We start from the raw sequence: 21,370 nt of genomic DNA, 5'->3' as shown, positions 1-21,370 counted from the left end.
CTCACTATGGCAACAGCTGCTACCCAGGCTCAGCAGGATTCGGCAGGCGGTTCTGCGAAGTCCGGTGCGGGCATCAGCATCATCATCTTCAGTTCGTTGATGCTGTTTTCGATGTTTTTCGGCGCCGGAAACCTGATTTTCCCGCCGATGCTCGGTGTGCAATCGGGCGAAAACTTCTGGCCGGCGATCCTCGGGTTCGTCGGCTCCGGCGTGGTCTTGCCGGTGCTGGCAATCATCGCCATCGCTATTTCCGGTAACAGCGTGCGCGACCTCGCTGCCCGCGGCGGCGCCATTTTCGGCCTGGTCTTTTCGCTGTTGGCCTACCTGTCAATCGGTGCGTTTTACGCGTTGCCCCGCACTGCTGCCGTATCTTTTGAAACCGCGATCACCCCGATCCTGGGTTTTGAAGGCACGGCCGCGAACTGGATTTTCTGCCTGATCTTCTTCGGCGTCGCCCTGGCTCTGGCCTGGCGCCCGACCACCATCATGGACACTCTGGGCCGTATTTTGACCCCGGCGCTGACCATTTTGCTGATCATCCTGGTGGTTTCTGCGATCACCAATTTTGAACCGCAGACCTTGACTGCTGCTGAGGAATACTCAGAATCCGCATTCACCTCCGGCCTGTTGGAGGGCTACCTGACGATGGACTCCATCGCTGGTCTGGCCTTCGGTATCGTCATCATTTCTACGCTGCGCACCAAGGGTTTTGCTGAAGGCGGTCAGCTGGTTCGCGGCACCATCACCACCGGCATCATCGCTGGTGCATTCTTGGCAGCCATTTATATCGGCTTGGGTTATATCGGCCAGACGCTGCCGGGCGCTGCGGATCATGATTCCGGTGCGGCAATCTTGTCTGCTGCTGCCGAATCCGCGCTGGGTACCCCAGGCCAGATCATTTGGGCTTTCATCGTCTTGCTGGCGTGTTTGACCACCGCCGTCGGCCTGATCTCGTCGACCTCTGAGTTCTTTGCGACGCTGACCCCACAGATGGGCTACCGCGTCTGGGCCGTCATCTTCACCGTGGTTTCGCTGGTGCTGGCCGCGCAGGGTCTGGATTTCGTGCTGGATATTGCCGTGCCAATCATCATCTTCTTGTACCCGCCAGCAATCACCCTGATCATTCTCACTTTGCTCGAGCCCGCATTCGGCGGCAAGGTGAACTTCTTCTTCACCTTCCGCATCGGGCTGTGGACCGCAGTCGTGTGGTCCGCGTTCATGGTCGCTGTATCCCAGGGTGTGGAAGGCCTGGAGTCGATCATCGGCTGGACGCCGCTGCACGCAGTAGACCTCGGCTGGGTATTGCCGGTGCTCATCGCTGTAGTCATTGGTCTCATTATGGATATTTCGAAGCCACGGCAAGCACCAGCGCAGGCTCGCCTGCGCCAGGAAGCAGTGCGCGGAGCATAAACGCATCCACGAGGAAACCTTCGCGCAAGAAGATATTGCACTGGAAAATATTGCGCAGAAGATAATCAAAGACTAATTTGGCGGGCATTATGTCTGATTCTGTTTCCACTGGTTCCGCTGGTTCCACTAATTCCACTGATGCCGCTAGCGCAGCGAGCCCCACTAGTCCCGCCAACGCTTCCGCTCAGAGAATCCCTCTGTCCCTGATTGATTTCTGCACTCTGTATTCCGGAGAATCCACCGCCGACACCATGGCTCGGTCGGTGGAATTTGCTCGTTCTGCAGAAAAACTTGGCTTTTCACGTATTTGGTACGCCGAGCACCACAACATGCCTCACATCGCTTCATCCGTGCCAGCGCTGATCATGGCACACGTGGGTGCGCACACGGACTCGATCCGTTTGGGCGCCGGTGGTGTGATGCTGCCAAACCACTCGCCGTATTCCATCGCAGAACAGTACGGGACGCTGGCGGAAATGTATCCCGGCCGTATCGATCTTGGCTTGGGCCGAGCACCGGGCACCGACATGCATACCTTGGGTCGTGCTTTACGGCGTGATCCGCGTGCGGCCGAAAACTTCCCCGACGATGTGCGCCAACTGCAAGGGTTTTTGGGTGCACCGGAGGATTCCCCGGTTCCCGGTGTCATTGCGATTCCGGGCCGGAATACCAATGTGCCACTGTTTATTTTGGGCTCGTCCATGTTTGGCGCCTCACTGGCAGCGAAATATGGCCTGCCCTATGCCTTCGCCTCGCATTTCGCTCCGCAACACTTGGAAAATGCCACGGCCTATTATCGCGAAAATTTCCAACCCTCCGAATACCTTTCCGAACCTTATGTCATCGCGGCGGTCAACGTCATCGCCGACAAGACCACCGAGGGCGCTCAACAGCAATTCGACCAGGTAGCTCGCAGTCGCGTCCGTGCGTTCGCTGCGCGCGGCCGGAAGATCACCGACGCCCAGTTGGAGGATTTGGTGCACTCGCCACAGGGGCAACAAATTATTTCCATGCTGCATTACACTGCCGTCGGTACCGAAGACGAAGTACGCGACTACCTGCAGGATTTCGCCGCTACCGCACACGCCGATGAGTTGATGATTTCCCTGCAGGGCACCACTTTCGACGACACGGCAGCGGGCATGCAGCATTTGGCGAACGCTTGGCAGCTGGGCTAGCGTGCGCGCACCAATGCGCAAAGCAGGCAGCGCAGTTGTTGCCTCGGTCAGCGCACTAGCGTTGGCCGGGTGCTCGGCTGGGCACACTGCCAATTACGCGCGGCCCGAAAGTGCCGATGCCATCGTGGTGGCAGCAACCTCTGCTGCCAGTTCGCTGGATTTCACCAATACCGGTGGTTCTGCCGCACCCGGCGCGCTGCTGACTGATGTGTATGAGACTTTGGTGCGCATCGACGATGACGGTGCGGTGGTTCCGCATTTGGCGACCTCGTGGCAGGTCTCGGACGATCGCACCGAATATATTTTTCAGCTGCGCGAGGGCGTGAATTTTTCTGATGGTTCGCCTTTTACTGCCGAAACCGCGGCTTTTAGCATTGGTTACGTGCAAACGGAGTGGACGAACGGCCTGAAATCCGGCATGGATGTCGTCGCTAAGGCCGAAGCACTCGATGAATACACCCTGCGCGTGCAACTTAAGCATCCGGATTCGCAGTGGTTGTGGTCGATGGGCACCACCATCGGGGCCATGATGTCGCCGTCGGGCGTGGACGCGCTGGCCACCGATCCCGTCGGCACGGGCCCGTTGACGGTGGAAAGCTTTGCGACGGGGGAATCGATTCGGTTTGTCCCGCGACAGGATTATTGGGGTGAGCCCGCACAGTCGCCGGTGGAAGTGCGTTATTTCTCTGATGCGATCTCCTCGATTAATGCTTTGCAGTCGGGCCAGGTGGATCTCGTGTGGGCCATGCAGGCACCGGAGCTGTTGGATGCGCTGGATGAGGCCGTCAACGTCGATATCGGCACCACCAACGGTGAGATCATTTTCTCCATGAATAACCAGGCCGCGCCTTTCGACGATCCGTTGGTGCGCCAGGCCGCGGCGCTCGCGATTGATCGAGCTGCTGCCAATGAGGTGGTCTTTTCCGGGCATGCTACTGATACTGCGGGCGCTCCGGTCTCGCCGACAGACCCGTGGTTCGACGAGGTTGTCCGCCGCGCCGGTCACACCAACAGCGGTGGCAGCGCCAGCAGCGCTCACACCAGCGGTGGCTATTACCCGCATAATCCAGAGCGGGCACGGGAGCTATTGGCGGAAAGCTCTTACGATGGTGAGCTGGTCACGTTGACGGTGCCGTCGCTGCCGTATGCCACGTTGCTGGCAGAATTGCTCTATTCACAGCTACGCGAGGTTGGTTTCCAGGTGGCGGTAGAAACCGTTGAGTTTCCGGCGGTCTGGCTGAATCAGGTGCATGGTGCTGCGGATTATCAAGCCTCGATCATCGCGCATCTGGAAGCCCGCGATACCGAGCATATGTTTGGCAACCCGGATTATTACCTGGGCTATGACAACGCGCGGGTGCGCGAGCTTTTCGACGCCGCCGACCGCAGCGAGGACCCATCTGCGGAGATGAGCGCGGCTATCGCGCAAATCATGGATGATGCCGGGGCCCTGACTGTTGCGAATTTGCCGAATATCGTGCTGTCCGATCCTGCAATTTCTGGGATTCAGCCGACCATGGTCACTGATGCGATCAACTTGTCGAGTCTCCGGGAGGTGCAATGAGTACCACCGGCACGGTTCGGGTTTTCGCCCGGGTATTTACGCGCTTTTTCGTGTTATTGGCGCTGGCCTCAGTGCTGACCTTCTTGCTGCTGCGGGCAGCTCCCGGTAACCCGGCGCGGGTGGCGCTCGGGGTTTCTGCTTCTGACGAGGACGTCGCGGAGTTGTCTGCCGCACTGGGTTTGAACCGCCCGTTGGTGGTGCAGTATCTGGATTGGATCGCTGATCTGCTGCGTGGTGATTTCGGTACCTCGCTGGTTTCGCAGGAAAATATCACCTCGTTGGTGTGGGATCGTGCGCAGGTGTCGCTGATTTTGGTGGGCTTGGCCATGGCGCTGTCGTTGGCTGTTGCTGTGCCGGTTGGTTCCTGGCTGGCCTACCGGCAGGGTAAGCCGGATGCCGCGGTGGTCTCCGGGTTGGTGCAGTTGGGCATTGCGGTGCCGTCGTTTTTGTTGGCGATCGTGCTGGTCGCCGTTTTCGCCGTGCACCTGGGTTGGTTACCGGCTGGTGGCTGGTTGCCGCCGAACTATGGTTTCGGTGGGTTCCTTGCGCGTCTGGTGTTGCCGGTGGGTTCCTTGGCGCTGGTACAGGCGGCGATTTTGACGCGTTATGTGCGCTCGGCGGTGTTGGAGGTCATCGAGCAGGATTATATGCGCACCGCTCGTGCCAGCGGGTATTCGCGCTTGCAGGCTTTAGGCCGCCACGGGCTGCGCAACGCTAGCCTGCCGGTGCTCACTGTCGCCGGGGTGCAGTTGGCGACGCTGGTGGCAAGCGCGGTGGTCATCGAACGGGTATTTGTCATTCCGGGTTTGAGCTCCATGCTGTTGGATGCGGTCAATTCCCGAGATCTGCCCACTGTGCAATCGCTGGTGATGGTGCTGGTGTTTTTCACCTTGGCCGTGACCCTGGTGGTGGATCTGGCTTATCGGTTTATTGACCCGAGGTTGCGCACATGAGCACATCGCCGCAGAAAAATTTGTCGCTTTACCTGGGCGCTGGCATCGTCGGGCTCGTCGTCGTGCTGGCGGTGGTTTCGGTGTTGTGGACTCCGCACGATCCTGTGCAGGCGGTCCCTGCAGACCGTTTGCAGGGCCCTTCGACACAGTACTGGTTGGGGACTGACCGCTTCGGCCGCGATATTGCCTCCCGGCTTATGGTGGGCGCGCAGATCACGCTCGTGGTTGGTGTCATCGCCGTGGGAATTTCCGCGGCCGTAGGCATCCCGTTGGGTATCTGGGCTGCTATGCGTGGCGGGTGGACGGATGTCTTCATCATGCGCGGCGCGGATTTGTTGTTGGCTTTCCCGGCATTGTTGTTGGCGATTATCGCCGCTGCGGTATTTGGGCCTTCGGTGGTGACCGCGATGGTGGCCATTGGGATTTCGGGGGTTCCGGGGTTTGCGCGCGTCGCGCGGGCTGGCGCGCTACAGGTGCTCACGCAGGATTATATTTCTGCTGCACGCATCTCGCAGGTGCCGGAGCCAGTGATTGCGTGGCGCCATATTTGGCCGAATATTCGCGCGCTGGCCATTGTGCAGGCGTCGGTGGCTTTTGCCCTGGCGATTCTTGCCGAGGCCGCACTGAGTTTCCTCGGCCTTGGCGCCAGCCCACCGAATCCGTCGTGGGGTTTGATGCTGCAGGCGGCGCAAACTCAGCTGGGTACTTCCCCGCTGCTGGCACTCTGGCCGGGGCTTGCGATCGCGGTGACTGTACTGGGCTTTAACATGCTTGGCGACGGCTTACGGGACGCGTTAGATCCCCGCCACAGTGCACACAGGAGGAAGCGATGACTAACGCACGACTTAGAGGCTCCATGGGCTCTGCAGAGGAGCAACACCTGATGGACGTCGACAAGCTGCGTATTCAGGCTGGTGGTAGCGTGCTTGTCGACGATCTCAGCTTTTCGCTTTCCCCTGGCCAGCGACTGGGCATCATTGGGGAATCCGGGTCTGGAAAATCACTGTCGGCCTTAGCGCTGCTGGGATTGTTACCGCGTGGGGTGGCAGCCACCGGTTCTATCCGCGTTGCAGGCCGCGAGATGCTTGCAGCAGAGCTTAGCGCCCGCAAGCAGGAAAAACGCTGGGCACAACTGCGAGGCAAGCGCATTGGCATGGTGTTCCAGGAGCCCATGAGCGCGCTGGATCCGCTGATGAAGGTGGGTCGGTTATTAGGCCGCAACGCCAGTGCTCTGCTGGCGGAAGTTGGACTGGATCCGGAGTTCGTTTCCCGTTATCCATTCGAATTATCCGGTGGGCAACGCCAGCGGGTGCTGTTGGCGCTGGCTATCTCGCAGGATCCTGAGGTGTTGATTTGTGACGAGCCAACGACCGCGCTGGATGTCCTTGCCCAGGATGAGGTGCTCAGCGTGATTGAGTCGCTTGTGCGCGAGCGCGGTATGGCATTGTTATTCATCAGCCATGATCTGGCTGTGGTGCAGCGGATGTGCGCTGATGTGCTGGTGATGCACAATGGCTCGGTTGTTGAGCGCGGTGCTAGCGCGGAGGTACTAAATAATCCCCGCGAGCCGTATACGCAGCGGCTGGTGGCGGCTTCTCGGCACGAGTTGCCCGCGCGTGCGCAAGTGTCAACGCAAACGCAAAACACCTCCGAACCGCCCATCATCACGCTCGAGGGGGTTGCGCATTGTTATGATGCGGCCCCGGTGCTACGCGATATCAACTTGCAGGTGCGCCGGGGTGCGCGCCTGGGCATCGTGGGCGCTTCCGGTTCTGGGAAATCCACGCTGCTGAAACTCATCGCAGGTTTGGAGGCTCCGACTGCCGGGAAAGTCCAGGTCAACGCTGGGGTCCAGATGGTGTTCCAGGATCCGTTTTCTTCCCTGAACCCGCGGCTGCGCATCGGCCGCGCCATTGCGGAGGGCGGCGGTAGCGATGAGCGCATCACAGAAATCCTGGCCGAGGTCGGGTTGCCCGACGATGCCACCGCCCGCTTGCCGCACGAGTTTTCCGGTGGCCAGCGCCAGCGCATTTCCATTGCGCGCTCGGTTGCTGGCAACCCGGATATTCTGCTTGCCGACGAAGCCGTCTCCGCGCTTGATGTTTCCGTACGTTCCCAGGTATTGGAACTACTGGACTTGCTGGTCGACGACTACGGACTGACCTTAGTGTTCGTGAGCCACGACCTGCACGTGGTGCGCCAGATCTGCGATGAGACGGTTGTCATGCGCGACGGCCGGATCGTGGAATCCGGTGCCGTCGGCACGATGTGGCAGAACCCGGCCCACGACTACACCGCTCGTCTACTAGCAGCGGCACTGTGATTTTTCACTGTTAAAAGATTCTTCACTGTTAAAAATCGCGGACCTTATCACGCAAGGCTTCGAAGATTTCCGCGCCTGCGTAGCCGATGCCGTCGTGCTGATACAGGTTGGTGACATGCAGGCGACAATCCGCATAAGCGCGCGCGGTGTCTAAGGACAGCTCGAATGGCACATACATGTCGTCGAAATACGTCGCAGCAGCAGATACTGGCGCGGTTGCTAAGACCGCACGGTCATACGGCGAGGTCTGGAAATCGTATTGTGCCAGATCGTGGGCACCTTCGCGGAAAGCGTGCAGTGCGGGATCCTCATCGAATTGCCACGGGAAGACATGCTCACCTGTCAGATAAAACGGTTCGTTCGAACGGGGATCGGCGTTTTCTTCGAAGCCTGGGATTTCTTCGCGGATGCGGTGCGCAGACCAGTTCGTAGCGCCCGGGGTTACCACACCGCCGTAGATGGATTCGTGGATCGCGGCATACAAAGGGCCGTCGGCAAAAGACACCATTCCGGCGACGCTCGTCAAAAAATCAGTCTTCAACCGTTTTTCGCCGCCAACAGTGCGGAATGGATCTTCAAATAGGTACGCCAGGGTGTGGAATCCCGGCCCCTGCCCCAGCGTGATGCCGATGGTGCGCAGACGACGTGCACTCAGCCGCTCGCCCGTCGGCAAGAGTTCTTGGGACTGATCCAGGTGGTGGCAGACCTCCCGGACGCGCTCATCGATCCAGGGGTACTCGCGATACATAGCGTGGTGGCGGGCGCGCACTTTGTCGAAGGTGGAACGGTAGACGTCATCTATGCCCACGCTCGTGGCGGGTAGGCCACCGGTGAGGTAGGCATGCTCGATGGACTCTGGGTAGCGCGACAAATACGAGGTAATGCAGAAGCCGCCAAAGGATTGGCCGAACAAGGACCATTTTTCAATGTCCAGGGCCTTGCGTAGGGCTTCGGCGTCGTCGACGATATAGCTTTGCTGGAGTTTCGACAGGCGCTCGACGCTTAAATCTTCGGCTGGGCTGGCGCTATCGATACGGTGGGAACGTCCGGTGCCGCGCTGGTCCAGCAGGATGAAACGGAATTCTTCCAGTGCTTTGCCCACTACCCCACCGATCTCTGATCCGGCGACTTTGCCTGCCCCTCCGAACGGGCGTGGTGCGGGGAATCCTGGGCCGCCCTGCAGGTAGACGATAGCGGGTTTGTCTTCGTTACCGTCGGCGTAAATTTCGCGGGCGTAGAGTTCGAAGCTGCCGGCGGAGGTATTGTGCGGGTCCCACGGGACGGTGAGCGTGTGTTCTTTGAGGTTGTGGCCAAAATGGCGACTGGAAGTGGTATTGAGAGACATAACTTATGTCTAGTGCTGGGGTCGCGGCGCGTCAAGGCGCGCGGAGCTGAACCCGAATACTCGGCGGCCTAGGAAACTTGGACTCGAACCTCGTAGCCGTCCTTGTCCGATCCTGTCAAAAACGCCTCGGCCTGGGCCGCAACCAAATCAGTCACACGCTGCTGCGCTCGCTCGAGCAAACCATTCTCCCTGGCCTTATCCTCAGCTCGCTTTTCTTCACTGTCCAAGAACTCCGCGTAATTTTCCACCCTGACCTGATTCAAAGGGTTGAATGACTGGTCATATACCACCACGGACGAGGGCTCAATTTCATTCGAGAGGATCTCCGCCTGGAAAACCGTGATGGTGACAGTACGGGCGACGTCGTCGATATGCACATCCGACTTCTCAATGTTTTTGACCCCTGCCTTCACCACCCCGTCGTAGGCAATAAGAAAATGCTTTCCCGTCAGCGGAACCCTGAACCCTAGTGCCCTCCACCCGTCTTCCTCAAAGCGTCCCACGGCAGAATACGAGTACTGCTCAACGGCCACTTCCGAGATCTCCTCGAGCGTGCCACCGATGCCCGTCGACGTAATGGAGCGAGTCGGCTCCTCCAATAGGCTCATCTTGTTGAGGCCAAAGAGAGCACCCACCGTCAGAACAATTCCTACCAGCAGGCCAGCTACAACTTTCAGCACACCCGACATTCCGCCCCTTGTCTCCATACACCACAACATTGTCAACAAATCGGCACTACATCGGCCGATATTTTTACATAAGATACCATGGCGCTGGCCACGAGGCGGAGTACGGACGTGTGATCTATTGCCACTTATTTAATCAGGAAATTTTTAAGCCCCGTGGAATTTCGGGGGGGTGAATTCCACGGGGCGACGTCTCCGGCAGGAGGGCCAGAGACCACTCGGGGGGGGGTGGTGGCCCGGGCCACGGCCTGCGAAGACATCTCCTACTATAACGAAAAGATCTTAACGCAGCAACCCAGTTTTCTTTCCCAGAGACAAACTGCGGCTCAACACCTTTGACCAGGCCTTTTGCGGAAGACACCGCGGCCCCCAAATTGGGAAACCACGTTGTTGTGCGATGGTTTTCGGCTCAGTGTATTTATATAGGCCTTCTGCGCCATGGCGGCGTGAAACCCCCGATTCTTTATAGCCACCAATCGGACTATCAACCGAGGCCCAACCCGCAACGTAGCCGTCGTTAATGTTGACAGATCCCGCCTGCACCCGTGGAGCAATCTTCCACGCGGTTTTCGGTGCCGCAAATACCGGAGAATTCAGCCCATAGCAGGTGTCATTTGCAGCCGCGACGGCTTCGTCCAAATCCGCCACCGGCTGGATGTACACGACTGGCCCAAAAACTTCTTCGCGCAACAGACGGGCACTATCCGGGACATCGAGCAGGATCGTCGGCTCGTAGAAATACTTACCCACATCCGGCCGGGCCTTGCCACCAGTAAGCACGCGCGCACCTGCGGCTTTCGCATCATCCACGAACTCTTGCACGGTCTCCAGCTGGCTTGCACTGACCAACGAGCCTACCTGGTGTTTCCAGTTCAGCGCACCGCCTAGTTTCTGCGACTGGAAAGCCTCCGCAAGCTTTTCACAAAATTCGTCGTAAATATCGTGTTCGACATAAATGCGCTCGATGGACACGCACAACTGCCCCGTATTCGACAGACACGCATGCGTGATCGCGCGCACCGCGGTATCCAGATTGGCATCCTTGGCGACGATCATCGGGTTCTTCCCGCCGAGTTCCGCAGAAAAACCGACCAGGCGTTTACTCACTTGCTCCGCTAGGATCTTGCCGGTGGCTGTCGAGCCGGTGAACATCAAAAAATCGCAGTTTTCGGCAATCGCACTGCCCACTACCCCACCAGAGCCGATCACGACAGTGAACACACCGTCAGGAAGCCCCGCTTCAGACAACAAGTGCGCAATCAGCAACATCGTAAACGGGGTGTGCGAATCCGGCTTGGCGACGACGGTGTTACCCGCCAGCAGCGCCGGGATAGCGTCGGCAATACCTAAGCTAAACGGATAATTCCATGGACTGATCTGCCCAACGACACCCTTGGGATCATGATGTAGATAGGTTGTGGTCAGCACCGGCATGCCACCGCGCTTTTTCTGTGGACGCAGCAGCCTGGGCGCTTGCCCCGCATAATACCGGGCATTGTTAGCCACGTCGGTGACCTCATCGAACGCGCCCGAACGGGCCTTGCCCATCTCCAGCTGCACCAGGTCCATGATCAGCTCGCGGTTGCTGAGCACCAGATCATGGAATTTTTCGATGATCTTCGCGCGCTTTTTCACGCCGAGCTCATGCCACTCGGGTTGCACCGCACGTGCTTTATCGAAAGCCTCGACCGCGACATCAGCACTAACTTTCGGGACCCACCCCAGTGGCTGGGACAAAAACGGTGTTGCGATTTCGACGCTTTCTGCAGCGGTTGCACCACCTGCCCCGGTAAAAGCAAAGGTCCGTAGAAAATCGGCAAATTTATCGGGCAGTGGTTGCAGGGACAAACGCTGAGGTACGGTTCGTTGGAAGATCATGCCCCGCAATTATAGCGGGGAACCAATTAACACACCCGATTTTTTGTGAGCTAAAACGCATTTAGCGGGTGGCGGGTAGCGACTGCGACACCACGCCACCAGCATCGGTATCCGTGGCGTTCGGAATCGCACGAGAAAAACGCCGCACCATCGCAGAATAGATAGCGCCGGTGATGTTGTGCAGCACGGCGGCGACAGCACCCGGCAATGCTGCTTCTAGGGTAAAGAATTTTGCGGCCATGCCGGAAGACAGACCCGCCGATTGCGTACCAATTTCGACCGCCATGGTGCGGTTATGCGATGGTGGCAGCTTAAACAAAGCGCCAGCTGCATACCCCAGGAGATAACCGAAAACATTGTGGAGCAACACAGCAACCACCACAATTACACCAACTTGCGCGAGCCGCTCGCCATTATTTGCCACGGTAGGAAAGACCACCCCGCCAATACCGACGATGGAAACCCACGGCAAGATCGGGCTAATTTTCGCGATCGCAGTATCCAAAATATAACGCAAAATAAGCCCACCGATCACCGGAACCAACACGGTTTGCGCCAGAGTCACCGCCATGCCAGCACCATCGATGGCAATGTCTTCCCCAGCTAATGCGAGCATGAGCAACGGGGTCACGATCGGCGAAAGCAACGTCGACACCGACGTCATGGCCACGGACAGCGCGACGTCGCCACGCGAAAGATAAGCGATCACGTTCGACGAGGTTCCGCCTGGCACTGAGCCCAGCATCAATAGCCCGACGGCCAGCGCTAGATTCAGCCCCAAGAGCTCGGCGACGCCCACCGCACACAGCGGCATGATCACGAATTGACCAACCACCCCGATAAACACCGGCCACGGCCTACGCGCGATTTCCTGAAAATCTGGGATGGTGAGTGTGAGTCCCATCCCGAACATGATGATCATCAGAAAATAGGTAATTGCCCCGGTCAATGGCACAAACGGCGCAGGGAAGAAATACGCAATGATCGTTCCTACCAAGATGAAGGCAGGAAATGCGGTCACGGCGATGGCAGCCGAGCGGTCCTCAGAGGTTCTCATTGTCACGGTCGATGGTCACTTTCTGAAATTTTATTCTTAACGAGCAGGTTGGGTAGGTCGTGCAGCATCGCTGCCCGTCCGGCGCACGATCGTGGCAAAGACTGCGCCGGTGATGTTGTGGACAATCGCAGCCACCACGCCCGGTAGCGCGGCTTCTGGACTGAAAAATTTTGCCGACATCGCCGAGGCCAAACCTGATTGCTGGCTACCGATTTCGATGGCGACGGTGCGGTTATACGACTGCGGCATGCCCAATAGTTTGCCACCAAGGTATCCCAGCACATACCCGATGACATTATGCAGCAACACGGCGATCACCAGGACAAATCCGACTTGTGCCAAACGCTCGCCCGCGCCTGCCACCATCGGGAACATCACCAAGCAGATACCGACGATGGATACCCACGGCAGGATCGGGGTGATCCGAGTGATGAAGCCGTCGAAGAAATAGCGCAGCACCAAGCCACCCAGCACCGGCAGTAACACGGTTTGCACCAAAGTCTGGGCCATTCCGGCACCATCAACAGCAATGTCTTCCCCGGCTAGTGCCAGCATGAGCAGTGGGGTGACAATCGGTGAGACCAGCGTGGATACTGAAGTCATCGCCACCGACAGTGCGACATCTCCGCGTGCCAGGTAGGCGATCACGTTCGAGGCGGTTCCACCAGAAACCGAGCCGAGCATCAGCAGTCCGACGGCGAGTGCGGAATCCAGATCAAAAAGCTTGGCGACACCCACCGCAAACAACGGCATGATCACGAACTGGCCGATCACACCGAGAAAGATTGGCCATGGGCGACGCGCGATTTCTTGAAAATTTGGGATGGTGAGCGTCAACCCCATCGCGAAGAGAATCAGCATCAGAAAATACGTGATGTAATCCGCGAGCGGCAGAAACGGTGCCGGGAAGAAATACGCAATCGTGATCCCCACCAGAATGGCGACGGGGAACACGGTAACGGCTAGCTTCGCGGAGCGATCCTCGGAGGTTTTCATTCAGACAGTATGACGGATCACACGCGTACTGTCAGTTCACAGCCAATTTTCCGGGGATTTTTATTCAGGTTTATTCAGGTTTATTCAGGTTGCTATGGCCGTGACACGATCCCGTGGTACTCAACCGCGCAGCCTCGGCCCATCTAGACCCGTCTAGGCCCGTTTAGGCCTCTTCTTCAGCCATGCGTTCGAGTTTCTCGCGCAAACGTTGGTCTTTCTTTTCGACGTCAGCAGCCATGGACTCCTGGTATTTCGCCATGGCGTCAACCAGCTCTGGCTGCCCCGCCGACAAAATACGCACCGCCAACAGCCCGGCGTTTTTCGCCCCATCAATCGAGACCGTAGCCACCGGCACTCCGCCTGGCATCTGCACGATAGACAGCAAAGAATCCAGCCCGTCCAAGTTTTTCAGTGCCCGGGGAATCCCGATCACGGGAAGTGGAGTGGCCGCAGCCACCATACCCGGCAAATGAGCGGCACCGCCTGCGCACGCCACGATGCACTTCACGCCGCGTTGGTGTGCTTGTTTCGCATACGCCAGCATTTTTTCTGGGGTGCGGTGAGCCGAAACCACGCCAACTTCAAATGGCACCCCGAATTCCGCGAATACTTCTACGGCGGGCTTGACGGTCTCCCAATCAGAATCCGATCCCATGATCAGTCCAATAGCAGGGCCGTTATTCTGCGTGTTCTGTACGTGATGGTGTTGCGTAGTTTCTTGGCTCATCTTTGCTCCTCCTCGTGCTCACATGCTCATCTTCAGATGCTCATCTTCAGACTAGCCGGTGTAGCCATCGTCCCACCGGGCATTAACCACGAAATTCGCGGCCAATGCGGCTTGCCGACGTACTTCCGCGGCGTCAGCCCCTCCGCTCATGTTCACATGCCCCATCTTGCGGCCTGGACGATAATCTTTGCCGTATAAATGCACCTTGGCCTGTGGAAAACGCTGCCACACTGCGCGCACACGTTCGCGCATCGGCATCTCCGGATCAGCCTCACCACCCAATACATTCGCCATCACGGTCACCGGCGCAGTGGCGTCCGCTGAACCAAGCGGATAATCCAGCACCGCCCGCAGATGCTGTTCAAACTGCGAGGTCACGCACCCATCTTGGCTCCAGTGTCCCGTGTTGTGTGGGCGCATCGCCAACTCGTTGACACTCAACCGGTCGGTACCTGATTCATCAACATAATGGAACAATTCGACCGCCAAAACGCCGGTCACATCCAGTTGCTCGGCCACGGTCACTGCCAGTTGTTCAGCTTCACTGCGCAGAGATTCCGGCAAACCCGGCGCGGGTGCAACGGCCTCGGCACACACTCCCCCGGCCTGCACTGATTCCACCACTGGCCAGGTCTGCAGCTGGCCGGATGGTGCACGCGCAACCATTGCGGAGAGCTCGCTGACGAAATCCACCTTGGTTTCTGCTAGCAATTCGACGTCTTCTGCCAGTAGTTCGTCGACAAGAGCTTCTAAATGGGCTATCGATTCCGGGAACCAGACGCCCTTGCCGTCGTATCCGCCGCGGCAAGCCTTCAGACAAACTTTGCCGTCGTGCTCCTCCCAAAACGCACGGGCGCTCTCGGAATCGGTGATCGGTGCAAATGCCGGCACCGGCACGCCGAGGCTGTCCAGGTTGCGGCGCATCACCAGTTTGTCCTGCGCGTTTTCCAAGGCAGCAGGACCTGGCTGGATATTCACGCCTTCCGCTTGCAAGGTGCGCAGGTGCTCTAGCGGCACGTGTTCATGATCAAAGGTGACGGCATCAGCACCAGCGGCAACCGCACGCAAATCATCCAAGTTACGGTAGTCGCCGATGTAAACATCGCTGGTGACCTGGGCCGCCGAAGAATCTGGCTTGCCTGCCAAAACGCGCAGCGATTGCCCCAATTCGCTGGCCGCCGGGGCCATCATGCGCGCCAACTGCCCATCGCCGACGACTGCGACTACTGGAAGATCAGCGGCGGGTGTCCGTGCCGGGCTTTCAGCTGCAGCGGAATTGGATTGTTCTGTCTCAGATGGCTCAGATGGGTTAGTCACAAAAACTTATTGTAACCGGGCTCGCACTAAGCCGGAAACCATCGCTGTTTCAAGCTGCTGCACGTTGCGGGTTAAAAATATGGGCTCGGGTGCAAAGCATTGTTGATTTCCCCGACGACTTTCTTGGACTTCGGAACTCCGCCGAAATACAGCGGATACGAAAACCCACGCACCGCCAAAGAAATCCCTTTGCGACGCCGCGCTACATCCAGCACCTGCCCTAAGGGAATGGAATCTACCTTTGCTGTCAGCTTGGCGGGGCGGGCGACGATCCTTTGGTTGGTCACGATGAACCGCTGTTTGCGACTGCGCAGCAACGGCAACACAAATCGCCATACCACCAAAACCAGCCACACCGTGACCACACTGTTGTGCAGCAGCACGGGATCAAACACACCGGTAGCGAGGTCCGGTAGGTTATGCGGGTTATCCAGCCAACCAATACCCATCCAGGCCACACCGGTAAGCAGGATGACTTCCAAAAATGGGAAGACCAGCGTGCTGGTTGGCGCAGTCATATCCACCAACACCTGCTCGTCCGGTTTGATCGCCAGCCCGCGGCCACCGCCTGTGCCCATGCCCGCCATTAGCTATAGTTCCCATCTTGTCGACGCAGATGGGACACGTCGCCAGCAGAAAACGCCTTGCCATCGATGCTGATGCGCCCATCATCGGTGACAGTATCGACGGTGCCTTCAATGGTGTCCGAATGGCTCTCCAGGCGCACCCGCACACCAATTGAGGCACAGGCCGAGCGGTAATCATCCAGCAACTGTGGGTCGTTGTCCTGCCATTGCTGCATGCGCTCGTAGAAGTTGCGCAGCACATCTGCCGCGACCTGCGTGTGATCCGTTGATTTCCCAGCAATCTGCAGGCTGGTGGCATGCGGCACCGGCAATTGATCTTCGCGCAACGCCACGTTGATGCCCCAACCAACGACCACGCGAGCTCTCGGCGCTGCACTAGCTTCCGCCAGAATTCCGCACAGCTTCTTTTCTCCCAACAGCACGTCATTGGGCCATTTCAGGCGGGTTCCACTAATCGCATCCGCGACCGCCAGACCGGCAGCCAGCGGGATCGTGCCAATGCGATCCAGCGAAGTAGGCATCAGCAGCACCGACATCGCCAGATTTGCCCCTGGTGGGGCTTCCCACACCCGACCCAATCGGCCTTTGCCCGCGGTTTGGTTCGTGGTGATGCGCACCGTCCACGGCCCAGCGTCGGCGTCGGCAAGCAGATCGGTATTCGTCGATTCGGTGGATTCCGTATAGGAAATAGTCGCGAAATCCAGGGCGTCGGCAAGCTGGCGGGCATCAAGACTCATGGTCGATATTCTACTGGTGCTACATTGCTTGCATGGCAAAAGTCACGTTTGAGTCGGTCACTATTCAGTATCCCGGCGCAGCGGCACCGTCGGTTTCCGAGTTGGATCTTGAGATTGCCGACGGCGAATTCTTGGTGCTGGTCGGTCCCTCTGGGTGCGGCAAGTCCACTACGCTGCGCGCACTCGCCGGGCTGGAAGATATCAGCTCCGGGCGCATTCTTATTGGAGACAAAGACGTCACCGGCACCGAACCGGGCGAGCGTGATATCGCGATGGTGTTCCAAAACTACGCGTTGTACCCGCACCTGACGGTCGAGCAGAACATGGGTTTCGCGTTGAAGCTGGCGAAAGTTCCCAAAGCTGAGATCGCGAAAAAGGTGGCAGCCGCCGCGGAAACCCTGGGGCTGACGGACTTTCTCAAGCGCAAACCGAAAGAGCTTTCCGGTGGTCAGCGCCAGCGTGTGGCCATGGGACGGGCGATTGTGCGGGAACCGCAGGCATTTTTGATGGACGAGCCGCTATCCAACCTCGATGCGAAGCTGCGCGTGCAGACGCGTTCCGAGCTGGCCGCATTGCAACAGCGCCTGGGCACCACGACGATATATGTCACCCACGACCAGGTCGAAGCGATGACCATGGGGGATCGCGTGGCGGTGCTCAAAGATGGCCTATTGCAGCAAGTTGCCCCGCCACGTGAGCTTTATGACCACCCAGCCAACGAGTTTGTCGCCGGTTTCATCGGTTCCCCGGCGATGAATATCTTCCCGGCCAGCGCTGTGTTTGCCGACGGCGATGCGGATGCGCATCACGGCATTCGTTTTGGCGTGCGCCCTGAGCATATGCAGGTCCACATCGCCCCTGCTGACGACACCAGCCGGCAATCCCCTGAAGCCTCGGAGGCCCCCGCAGTCCCCGCCTCCCACGCCACGGTGCGCGGAACCATCGACATTGTCGAAGAATTAGGCGCGGAATCCTATATTTACCTCGCGCCGGATGACGCGGCTGGCCGTGATGGTATTGGCCGCGGTGTTACTGGCAGTGATAATGCAGGCGCACATGGCGACGGCACTCCCCACCGCTTCGTGGCTCGCTGGTATGCCGATACACGCCCCCAGCGTGGCCAGACAGTGACGTTGTCTTTCGATCCTGCCAGTGCCCACCGCTTCGATGCCGAAACCGGCCAGGCTGTCAGCGATAACTCTGTCACCGCGCGCGCCAGCGGCGGACACAACAAGTAGTTTCCACCCCCAACATTCCCTATATTGGGGGTGAATTTCCAGATTTCAGCGCGCAATACTGTGGATTCATTTTAAAGTTAGTCAACACCTGTGTGCACACCGCCACTCGCGAGTGATTCGCGCGGCACGTCACACACCCCCGACCAGAAAGGTGCCTCGCCCCATGACCTCCAAGCCACTCAAGACCAGGACCCTGCCGTCCATGCGTTCCCTGGCCACCGGCCGTACCGGCAAAGTTGCTGCCACCGTCTTCGCCTCTTCCCTGGTACTTGCTGCCTGTTCTTCGGAAGATTCAGCAGACAGCGCCGGTTCTGGCTCCGATTCCTCGGCAGATTCGGCCGGATCCACCGCCGAGAAATCCGGTTCGAGTGAAGAAGGCCGCGGCCCGATCACCTTCGCCATGGGCCGTAACGACACCGATAAGATCACCCCAATTATCGAAAAGTGGAACGAAGAGCACCCCGACGAGCAAGTAACGCTCGAAGAGCTCGCAGGCGAGGCCGATGACCAGCGCGAAACCCTCGTGCAGTCCCTGCAGGCCGGCAATTCGGACTATGACGTCATGGCACTGGATGTCATCTGGACCGCCGACTTCGCTGCAAACCAGTGGCTGGAACCACTCGAGGGCGACTACGAAGTTGATACCTCGGACCTGCTGGATGCCACCGTGGAATCCGCAACCTACCGCGACACCCTGTACGCATTGCCGCAAAACACCAACGGCCAGCTGTTGTTCCGCAACACCGAACTGGTGGATTCCGAGCCGGAAAACTTCGATGACCTGGCACAGTCCTGTGCGGATCTGGACGACGCCGTCGAGTGTCTGACCCTGCAGTTGAAGCAGTACGAGGGCTTGACCGTCAACACCATCGGCTTTATCGAAGGCTGGGGCGGTTCCGTGCTGGACGGCGACGAAGTCACCGTAGATAGCGCCGAAGCCGAAGCTGGCCTGCAAGCACTAGTTGATGCCTTCGAGGACGGCACCATTTCCTCGTCGTCACTGTCTGCTACCGAAGAAGAAACCAACCTGGCATTCACTGGCGGCGAGACCGCCTACGCCATCAACTGGCCATATATGTACACCAACGCGGAAGAAGCAGACGCGACTTCTGGCAAGTTCGAGGTGTCCCCGCTCGTCGGTAAGGATGGCGTCGGTGTGTCCACCCTGGGTGGTTACAACAACGGCATCAACGTCAATTCGGAGCACAAGAAGACCGCGCTGGACTTCATGAAGTTCATCATCAACGAGGAAAACCAGACCTCGTTCGCGGAAAACTCCTTCCCACCAGTACTGGCGTCCATCTACGAAGATGAGTCCTTGGTTGAGCAGTTCCCGTACCTGCCAGCGCTGAAGGAATCCCTGGAAAACGCCGAACCACGTCCGGTTTCGCCATTCTACGAGGCGATCTCGAAGGCCATCCAGGACAACGCATATGCGGCATTGAAGGGCGACAAGCCCGTCGATGAGGCTGTTGCGGACATGAAGAAGGCTATCGAGGCTGCCTCTCACTAATATGCCTGCACGCACTACCTGGAGTTCACAACTTCGGCAGGCTGGTTGGCTCATTGCCCCAGCGTTGATCGTGCTCGCCATCGTGATTGGTTATCCGGTGGTGCGCGCGATCTTCTTGTCGTTTCAAGGAAACCGTCGACTCGACCCCGAAACAGGGTTGTTTACCGAAGGCGGTTTTGCCGGCCTGGATAATTATCTGTACTGGGTCAATAACCGGTGTATGGGCTCTGATGGCACCGCAATCACCTGCCCTCCAGGCTCTCTGGCGACGGATTTTTGGCCGGCGGTGGGCATCACGCTGTTTTTCACCGTCGTGACCGTCAGCCTGGAAATCATTCTGGGTATGGCCATGGCGTTGATCATGAATGGGAAATACCGTGGCCGCGGTCTGGTGCGTGCCGCGGTGCTGATCCCGTGGGCGATTCCGACGGCGGTGACGGCCAAGCTGTGGCAATTCATGTTTGCCGATCACGGCGTCGTGAACTCGCTGCTTGACGCCAATATTCACTGGACAACAGACCCGTGGGCCGCGCGATTTGCGGTAATCATCGCCGATGTGTGGAAGACGTCGCCGTTTATGGCTTTGCTGATTCTCGCTGGCCTGCAGATGATCCCCGATGAGGTCTACGATGCCGCCAAGGTGGACGGCGCTAGCCGCATCCAGCGCTTTGTCCGCATCACGTTGCCACTGGTCAAGCCTGCCCTGATGGTGGCGATCTTGTTCCGCACCCTCGATGCACTGCGCATGTATGACTTGCCAGTGATCATGATTTCTGGTTCTTCCAACTCGCCGACGGCAGTGATCTCCCAGTTGGTCGTCGAAGATATGCGTCAGGGCAATTTCAATTCCGCTTCTGCCCTCTCGACACTGATCTTCCTGCTGATCTTCGCCGTGGCGTTTTTCATGATTCGCTTTTTGGGCGCCAATGTTTCCGGCAGCAAGCGCACGACAACACCGCAGGAGGTGTCTTAAATGAGCACGGCACACACTGAGGCAGCTCCATCTAAGGCAGCTCCACGCGCGCGCTCGGGCCGTCGGCCTGCACAGCTTTGGCACTACCTGGGCCTGGCGTTCATCATCTTCTGGGGCTTGGCACCGTTTTATTGGATGGTGGTCACCGCACTGCGCGATTCCGACCACACCTTCGATACCACCCCGTGGCCCACGCACGTCACTCTGGACAACTTCGCTGATGCCTTGGCGACGGACAAGGGCAACGACTTTGTGGGCGCGATTGTTAACTCGCTGTTGATTTCCTTGGCAACGACCGGCCTGGCTGTCGCTGTCGGCGTGTTTACTGCCTATGCCATTGCACGCCTGGAATTTCCGGGCAAGGGATTCATCACTGGCTTGATCCTGGCTGCGTCCATGTTCCCGGCGATCGCGCTAGTCACCCCACTATTTCAGCTGTTCGGTGACCTGGAGTGGATCGGCACCTACCGGGCAATGATCATCCCGAATATTTCTTTCGCCCTTCCACTGACCGTCTACACCCTGGTGTCGTTTTTCCGGCAATTGCCGTGGGAATTGGAAGAAGCCGCGCGCGTCGACGGCGCATCACGCGGGCAAGCCTTCCGGTTGGTTCTCTTGCCGCTGGCAGCCCCGGCGTTATTTACCACGGCGATCATCGCGTTTATCACCACCTGGAATGAATTCATGCTGGCACGCCAGCTGTCCAACCGGGCGACCGAGCCCGTGACCGTCGCCATTGCCCGTTTTTCCGGTCCGTCGGCATTCGAATACCCGTATGCCGCCACCATGGCTGCCGGTGCTTTGGTGACCATCCCGCTGATCGTCATGGTGCTGATATTCCAGCACCGCATCGTCTCCGGCCTGACTGCTGGCGGCGTGAAAGCTTAA

19 protein-coding genes are annotated in these 21,370 nt (G+C 58.5%); 10 read left to right on the top strand and 9 right to left on the bottom strand.

What is annotated here, in order from left to right:
* The first annotated feature begins 6 nt into the window (after positions 1-6).
* The 6 genes from brnQ to B142_RS0110280 all read left to right on the top strand — a co-directional run bounded on the left by brnQ (position 7) and on the right by B142_RS0110280 (position 7,428).
* Positions 7-1,410 (top strand): branched-chain amino acid transport system II carrier protein, encoded by a 1,404-nt coding sequence (gene brnQ, locus B142_RS0110305; RefSeq protein ID WP_018121469.1) that lies wholly within the window; start codon positions 7-9, stop codon positions 1,408-1,410.
* Positions 1,411-1,499: 89 nt separating this feature from the next.
* Positions 1,500-2,588 carry an LLM class flavin-dependent oxidoreductase gene (locus B142_RS0110300; protein WP_018121468.1) on the top strand — a complete coding sequence of 363 codons (1,089 nt, stop codon included), beginning with the start codon at positions 1,500-1,502 and terminating at the stop codon, positions 2,586-2,588.
* Between the two features lie 13 nt (positions 2,589-2,601).
* Entirely contained in the window at positions 2,602-4,152 is a 1,551-nt protein-coding gene (locus B142_RS0110295) for an ABC transporter substrate-binding protein (protein ID WP_039734288.1), read from the top strand.
* The gene (locus B142_RS0110290) at positions 4,149-5,105 is read left to right on the top strand and encodes an ABC transporter permease (RefSeq protein ID WP_018121466.1); all 957 of its coding nucleotides are present in this window, start codon (positions 4,149-4,151) and stop codon (positions 5,103-5,105) included. Before B142_RS0110295 ends, B142_RS0110290 begins: the two co-directional genes overlap by 4 nt.
* The gene (locus tag B142_RS0110285; RefSeq protein WP_018121465.1) at positions 5,102-5,938 is read left to right on the top strand and encodes an ABC transporter permease; all 837 of its coding nucleotides are present in this window, start codon (positions 5,102-5,104) and stop codon (positions 5,936-5,938) included. The genes B142_RS0110290 and B142_RS0110285 overlap by 4 nt, the downstream gene beginning before the upstream one ends.
* Positions 5,935-7,428: an ATP-binding cassette domain-containing protein gene (locus B142_RS0110280; protein ID WP_236658175.1), complete on the top strand. Its 1,494-nt coding sequence runs from the start codon at positions 5,935-5,937 to the stop codon at positions 7,426-7,428. Before B142_RS0110285 ends, B142_RS0110280 begins: the two co-directional genes overlap by 4 nt.
* A 28-nt stretch (positions 7,429-7,456) precedes the next feature.
* Here the strand turns inward: B142_RS0110280 and B142_RS0110275 are convergent, their stop codons facing one another.
* The 9 genes from B142_RS0110275 to B142_RS0110235 form a co-directional block, all read right to left on the bottom strand.
* Positions 7,457-8,773 carry an alpha/beta fold hydrolase gene (locus B142_RS0110275; RefSeq protein ID WP_018121463.1) on the bottom strand — a complete coding sequence of 439 codons (1,317 nt, stop codon included), beginning with the start codon at positions 8,771-8,773 and terminating at the stop codon, positions 7,457-7,459.
* 68 nt (positions 8,774-8,841) lie between these two features.
* Positions 8,842-9,381, bottom strand: a complete 540-nt coding sequence (locus tag B142_RS13040) for a DUF4230 domain-containing protein (protein WP_161796679.1) — start codon at positions 9,379-9,381, stop codon at positions 8,842-8,844.
* A 360-nt stretch (positions 9,382-9,741) separates the two neighbouring features.
* Entirely contained in the window at positions 9,742-11,337 is a 1,596-nt protein-coding gene (locus B142_RS0110265) for a succinic semialdehyde dehydrogenase (RefSeq protein ID WP_018121461.1), read from the bottom strand.
* A 61-nt stretch (positions 11,338-11,398) separates the two neighbouring features.
* The gene (locus tag B142_RS0110260; protein WP_018121460.1) at positions 11,399-12,394 is read right to left on the bottom strand and encodes a bile acid:sodium symporter family protein; all 996 of its coding nucleotides are present in this window, start codon (positions 12,392-12,394) and stop codon (positions 11,399-11,401) included.
* A 36-nt stretch (positions 12,395-12,430) separates the two neighbouring features.
* Entirely contained in the window at positions 12,431-13,390 is a 960-nt protein-coding gene (locus B142_RS0110255; RefSeq protein ID WP_018121459.1) for a bile acid:sodium symporter family protein, read from the bottom strand.
* Between the two features lie 163 nt (positions 13,391-13,553).
* On the bottom strand, positions 13,554-14,117 hold the full coding sequence (purE, locus tag B142_RS0110250) for a 5-(carboxyamino)imidazole ribonucleotide mutase (RefSeq protein ID WP_018121458.1): 564 nt from the start codon (positions 14,115-14,117) through the stop codon (positions 13,554-13,556).
* A gap of 51 nt (positions 14,118-14,168) precedes the next feature.
* On the bottom strand, positions 14,169-15,434 hold the full coding sequence (locus B142_RS0110245; protein WP_018121457.1) for a 5-(carboxyamino)imidazole ribonucleotide synthase: 1,266 nt from the start codon (positions 15,432-15,434) through the stop codon (positions 14,169-14,171).
* 71 nt (positions 15,435-15,505) lie between these two features.
* On the bottom strand, positions 15,506-16,021 hold the full coding sequence (locus B142_RS0110240; protein ID WP_018121456.1) for a hypothetical protein: 516 nt from the start codon (positions 16,019-16,021) through the stop codon (positions 15,506-15,508).
* A complete protein-coding gene (locus B142_RS0110235) occupies positions 16,021-16,758 on the bottom strand; it encodes a biotin--[acetyl-CoA-carboxylase] ligase (RefSeq protein WP_018121455.1) in 738 nt (245 codons plus the stop codon). The genes B142_RS0110240 and B142_RS0110235 overlap by 1 nt, the downstream gene beginning before the upstream one ends.
* Before the next feature lie 32 nt (positions 16,759-16,790).
* Here B142_RS0110235 and B142_RS0110230 point away from each other — a divergent pair, with 32 nt between their 5' ends.
* The 4 genes from B142_RS0110230 (at position 16,791) to B142_RS0110215 (ending at position 21,370) form a co-directional block, all read left to right on the top strand.
* Positions 16,791-17,996 (top strand): ABC transporter ATP-binding protein, encoded by a 1,206-nt coding sequence (locus B142_RS0110230; RefSeq protein ID WP_018121454.1) that lies wholly within the window; start codon positions 16,791-16,793, stop codon positions 17,994-17,996.
* 202 nt (positions 17,997-18,198) lie between these two features.
* The gene (locus B142_RS0110225) at positions 18,199-19,509 is read left to right on the top strand and encodes an ABC transporter substrate-binding protein (RefSeq protein ID WP_026168058.1); all 1,311 of its coding nucleotides are present in this window, start codon (positions 18,199-18,201) and stop codon (positions 19,507-19,509) included.
* Position 19,510: 1 nt separating this feature from the next.
* Positions 19,511-20,482: a carbohydrate ABC transporter permease gene (locus B142_RS0110220; protein ID WP_018121452.1), complete on the top strand. Its 972-nt coding sequence runs from the start codon at positions 19,511-19,513 to the stop codon at positions 20,480-20,482.
* Positions 20,483-21,370 carry a carbohydrate ABC transporter permease gene (locus tag B142_RS0110215; protein WP_018121451.1) on the top strand — a complete coding sequence of 296 codons (888 nt, stop codon included), beginning with the start codon at positions 20,483-20,485 and terminating at the stop codon, positions 21,368-21,370.

The sequence above is a fragment of the Corynebacterium propinquum DSM 44285 genome (assembly GCF_000375525.1).
Lineage (GTDB): Bacteria > Actinomycetota > Actinomycetes > Mycobacteriales > Mycobacteriaceae > Corynebacterium > Corynebacterium propinquum.
Note: the sequence above shows the minus strand (reverse complement) of the source record. Positions and strands in the feature narration are given on the sequence as shown.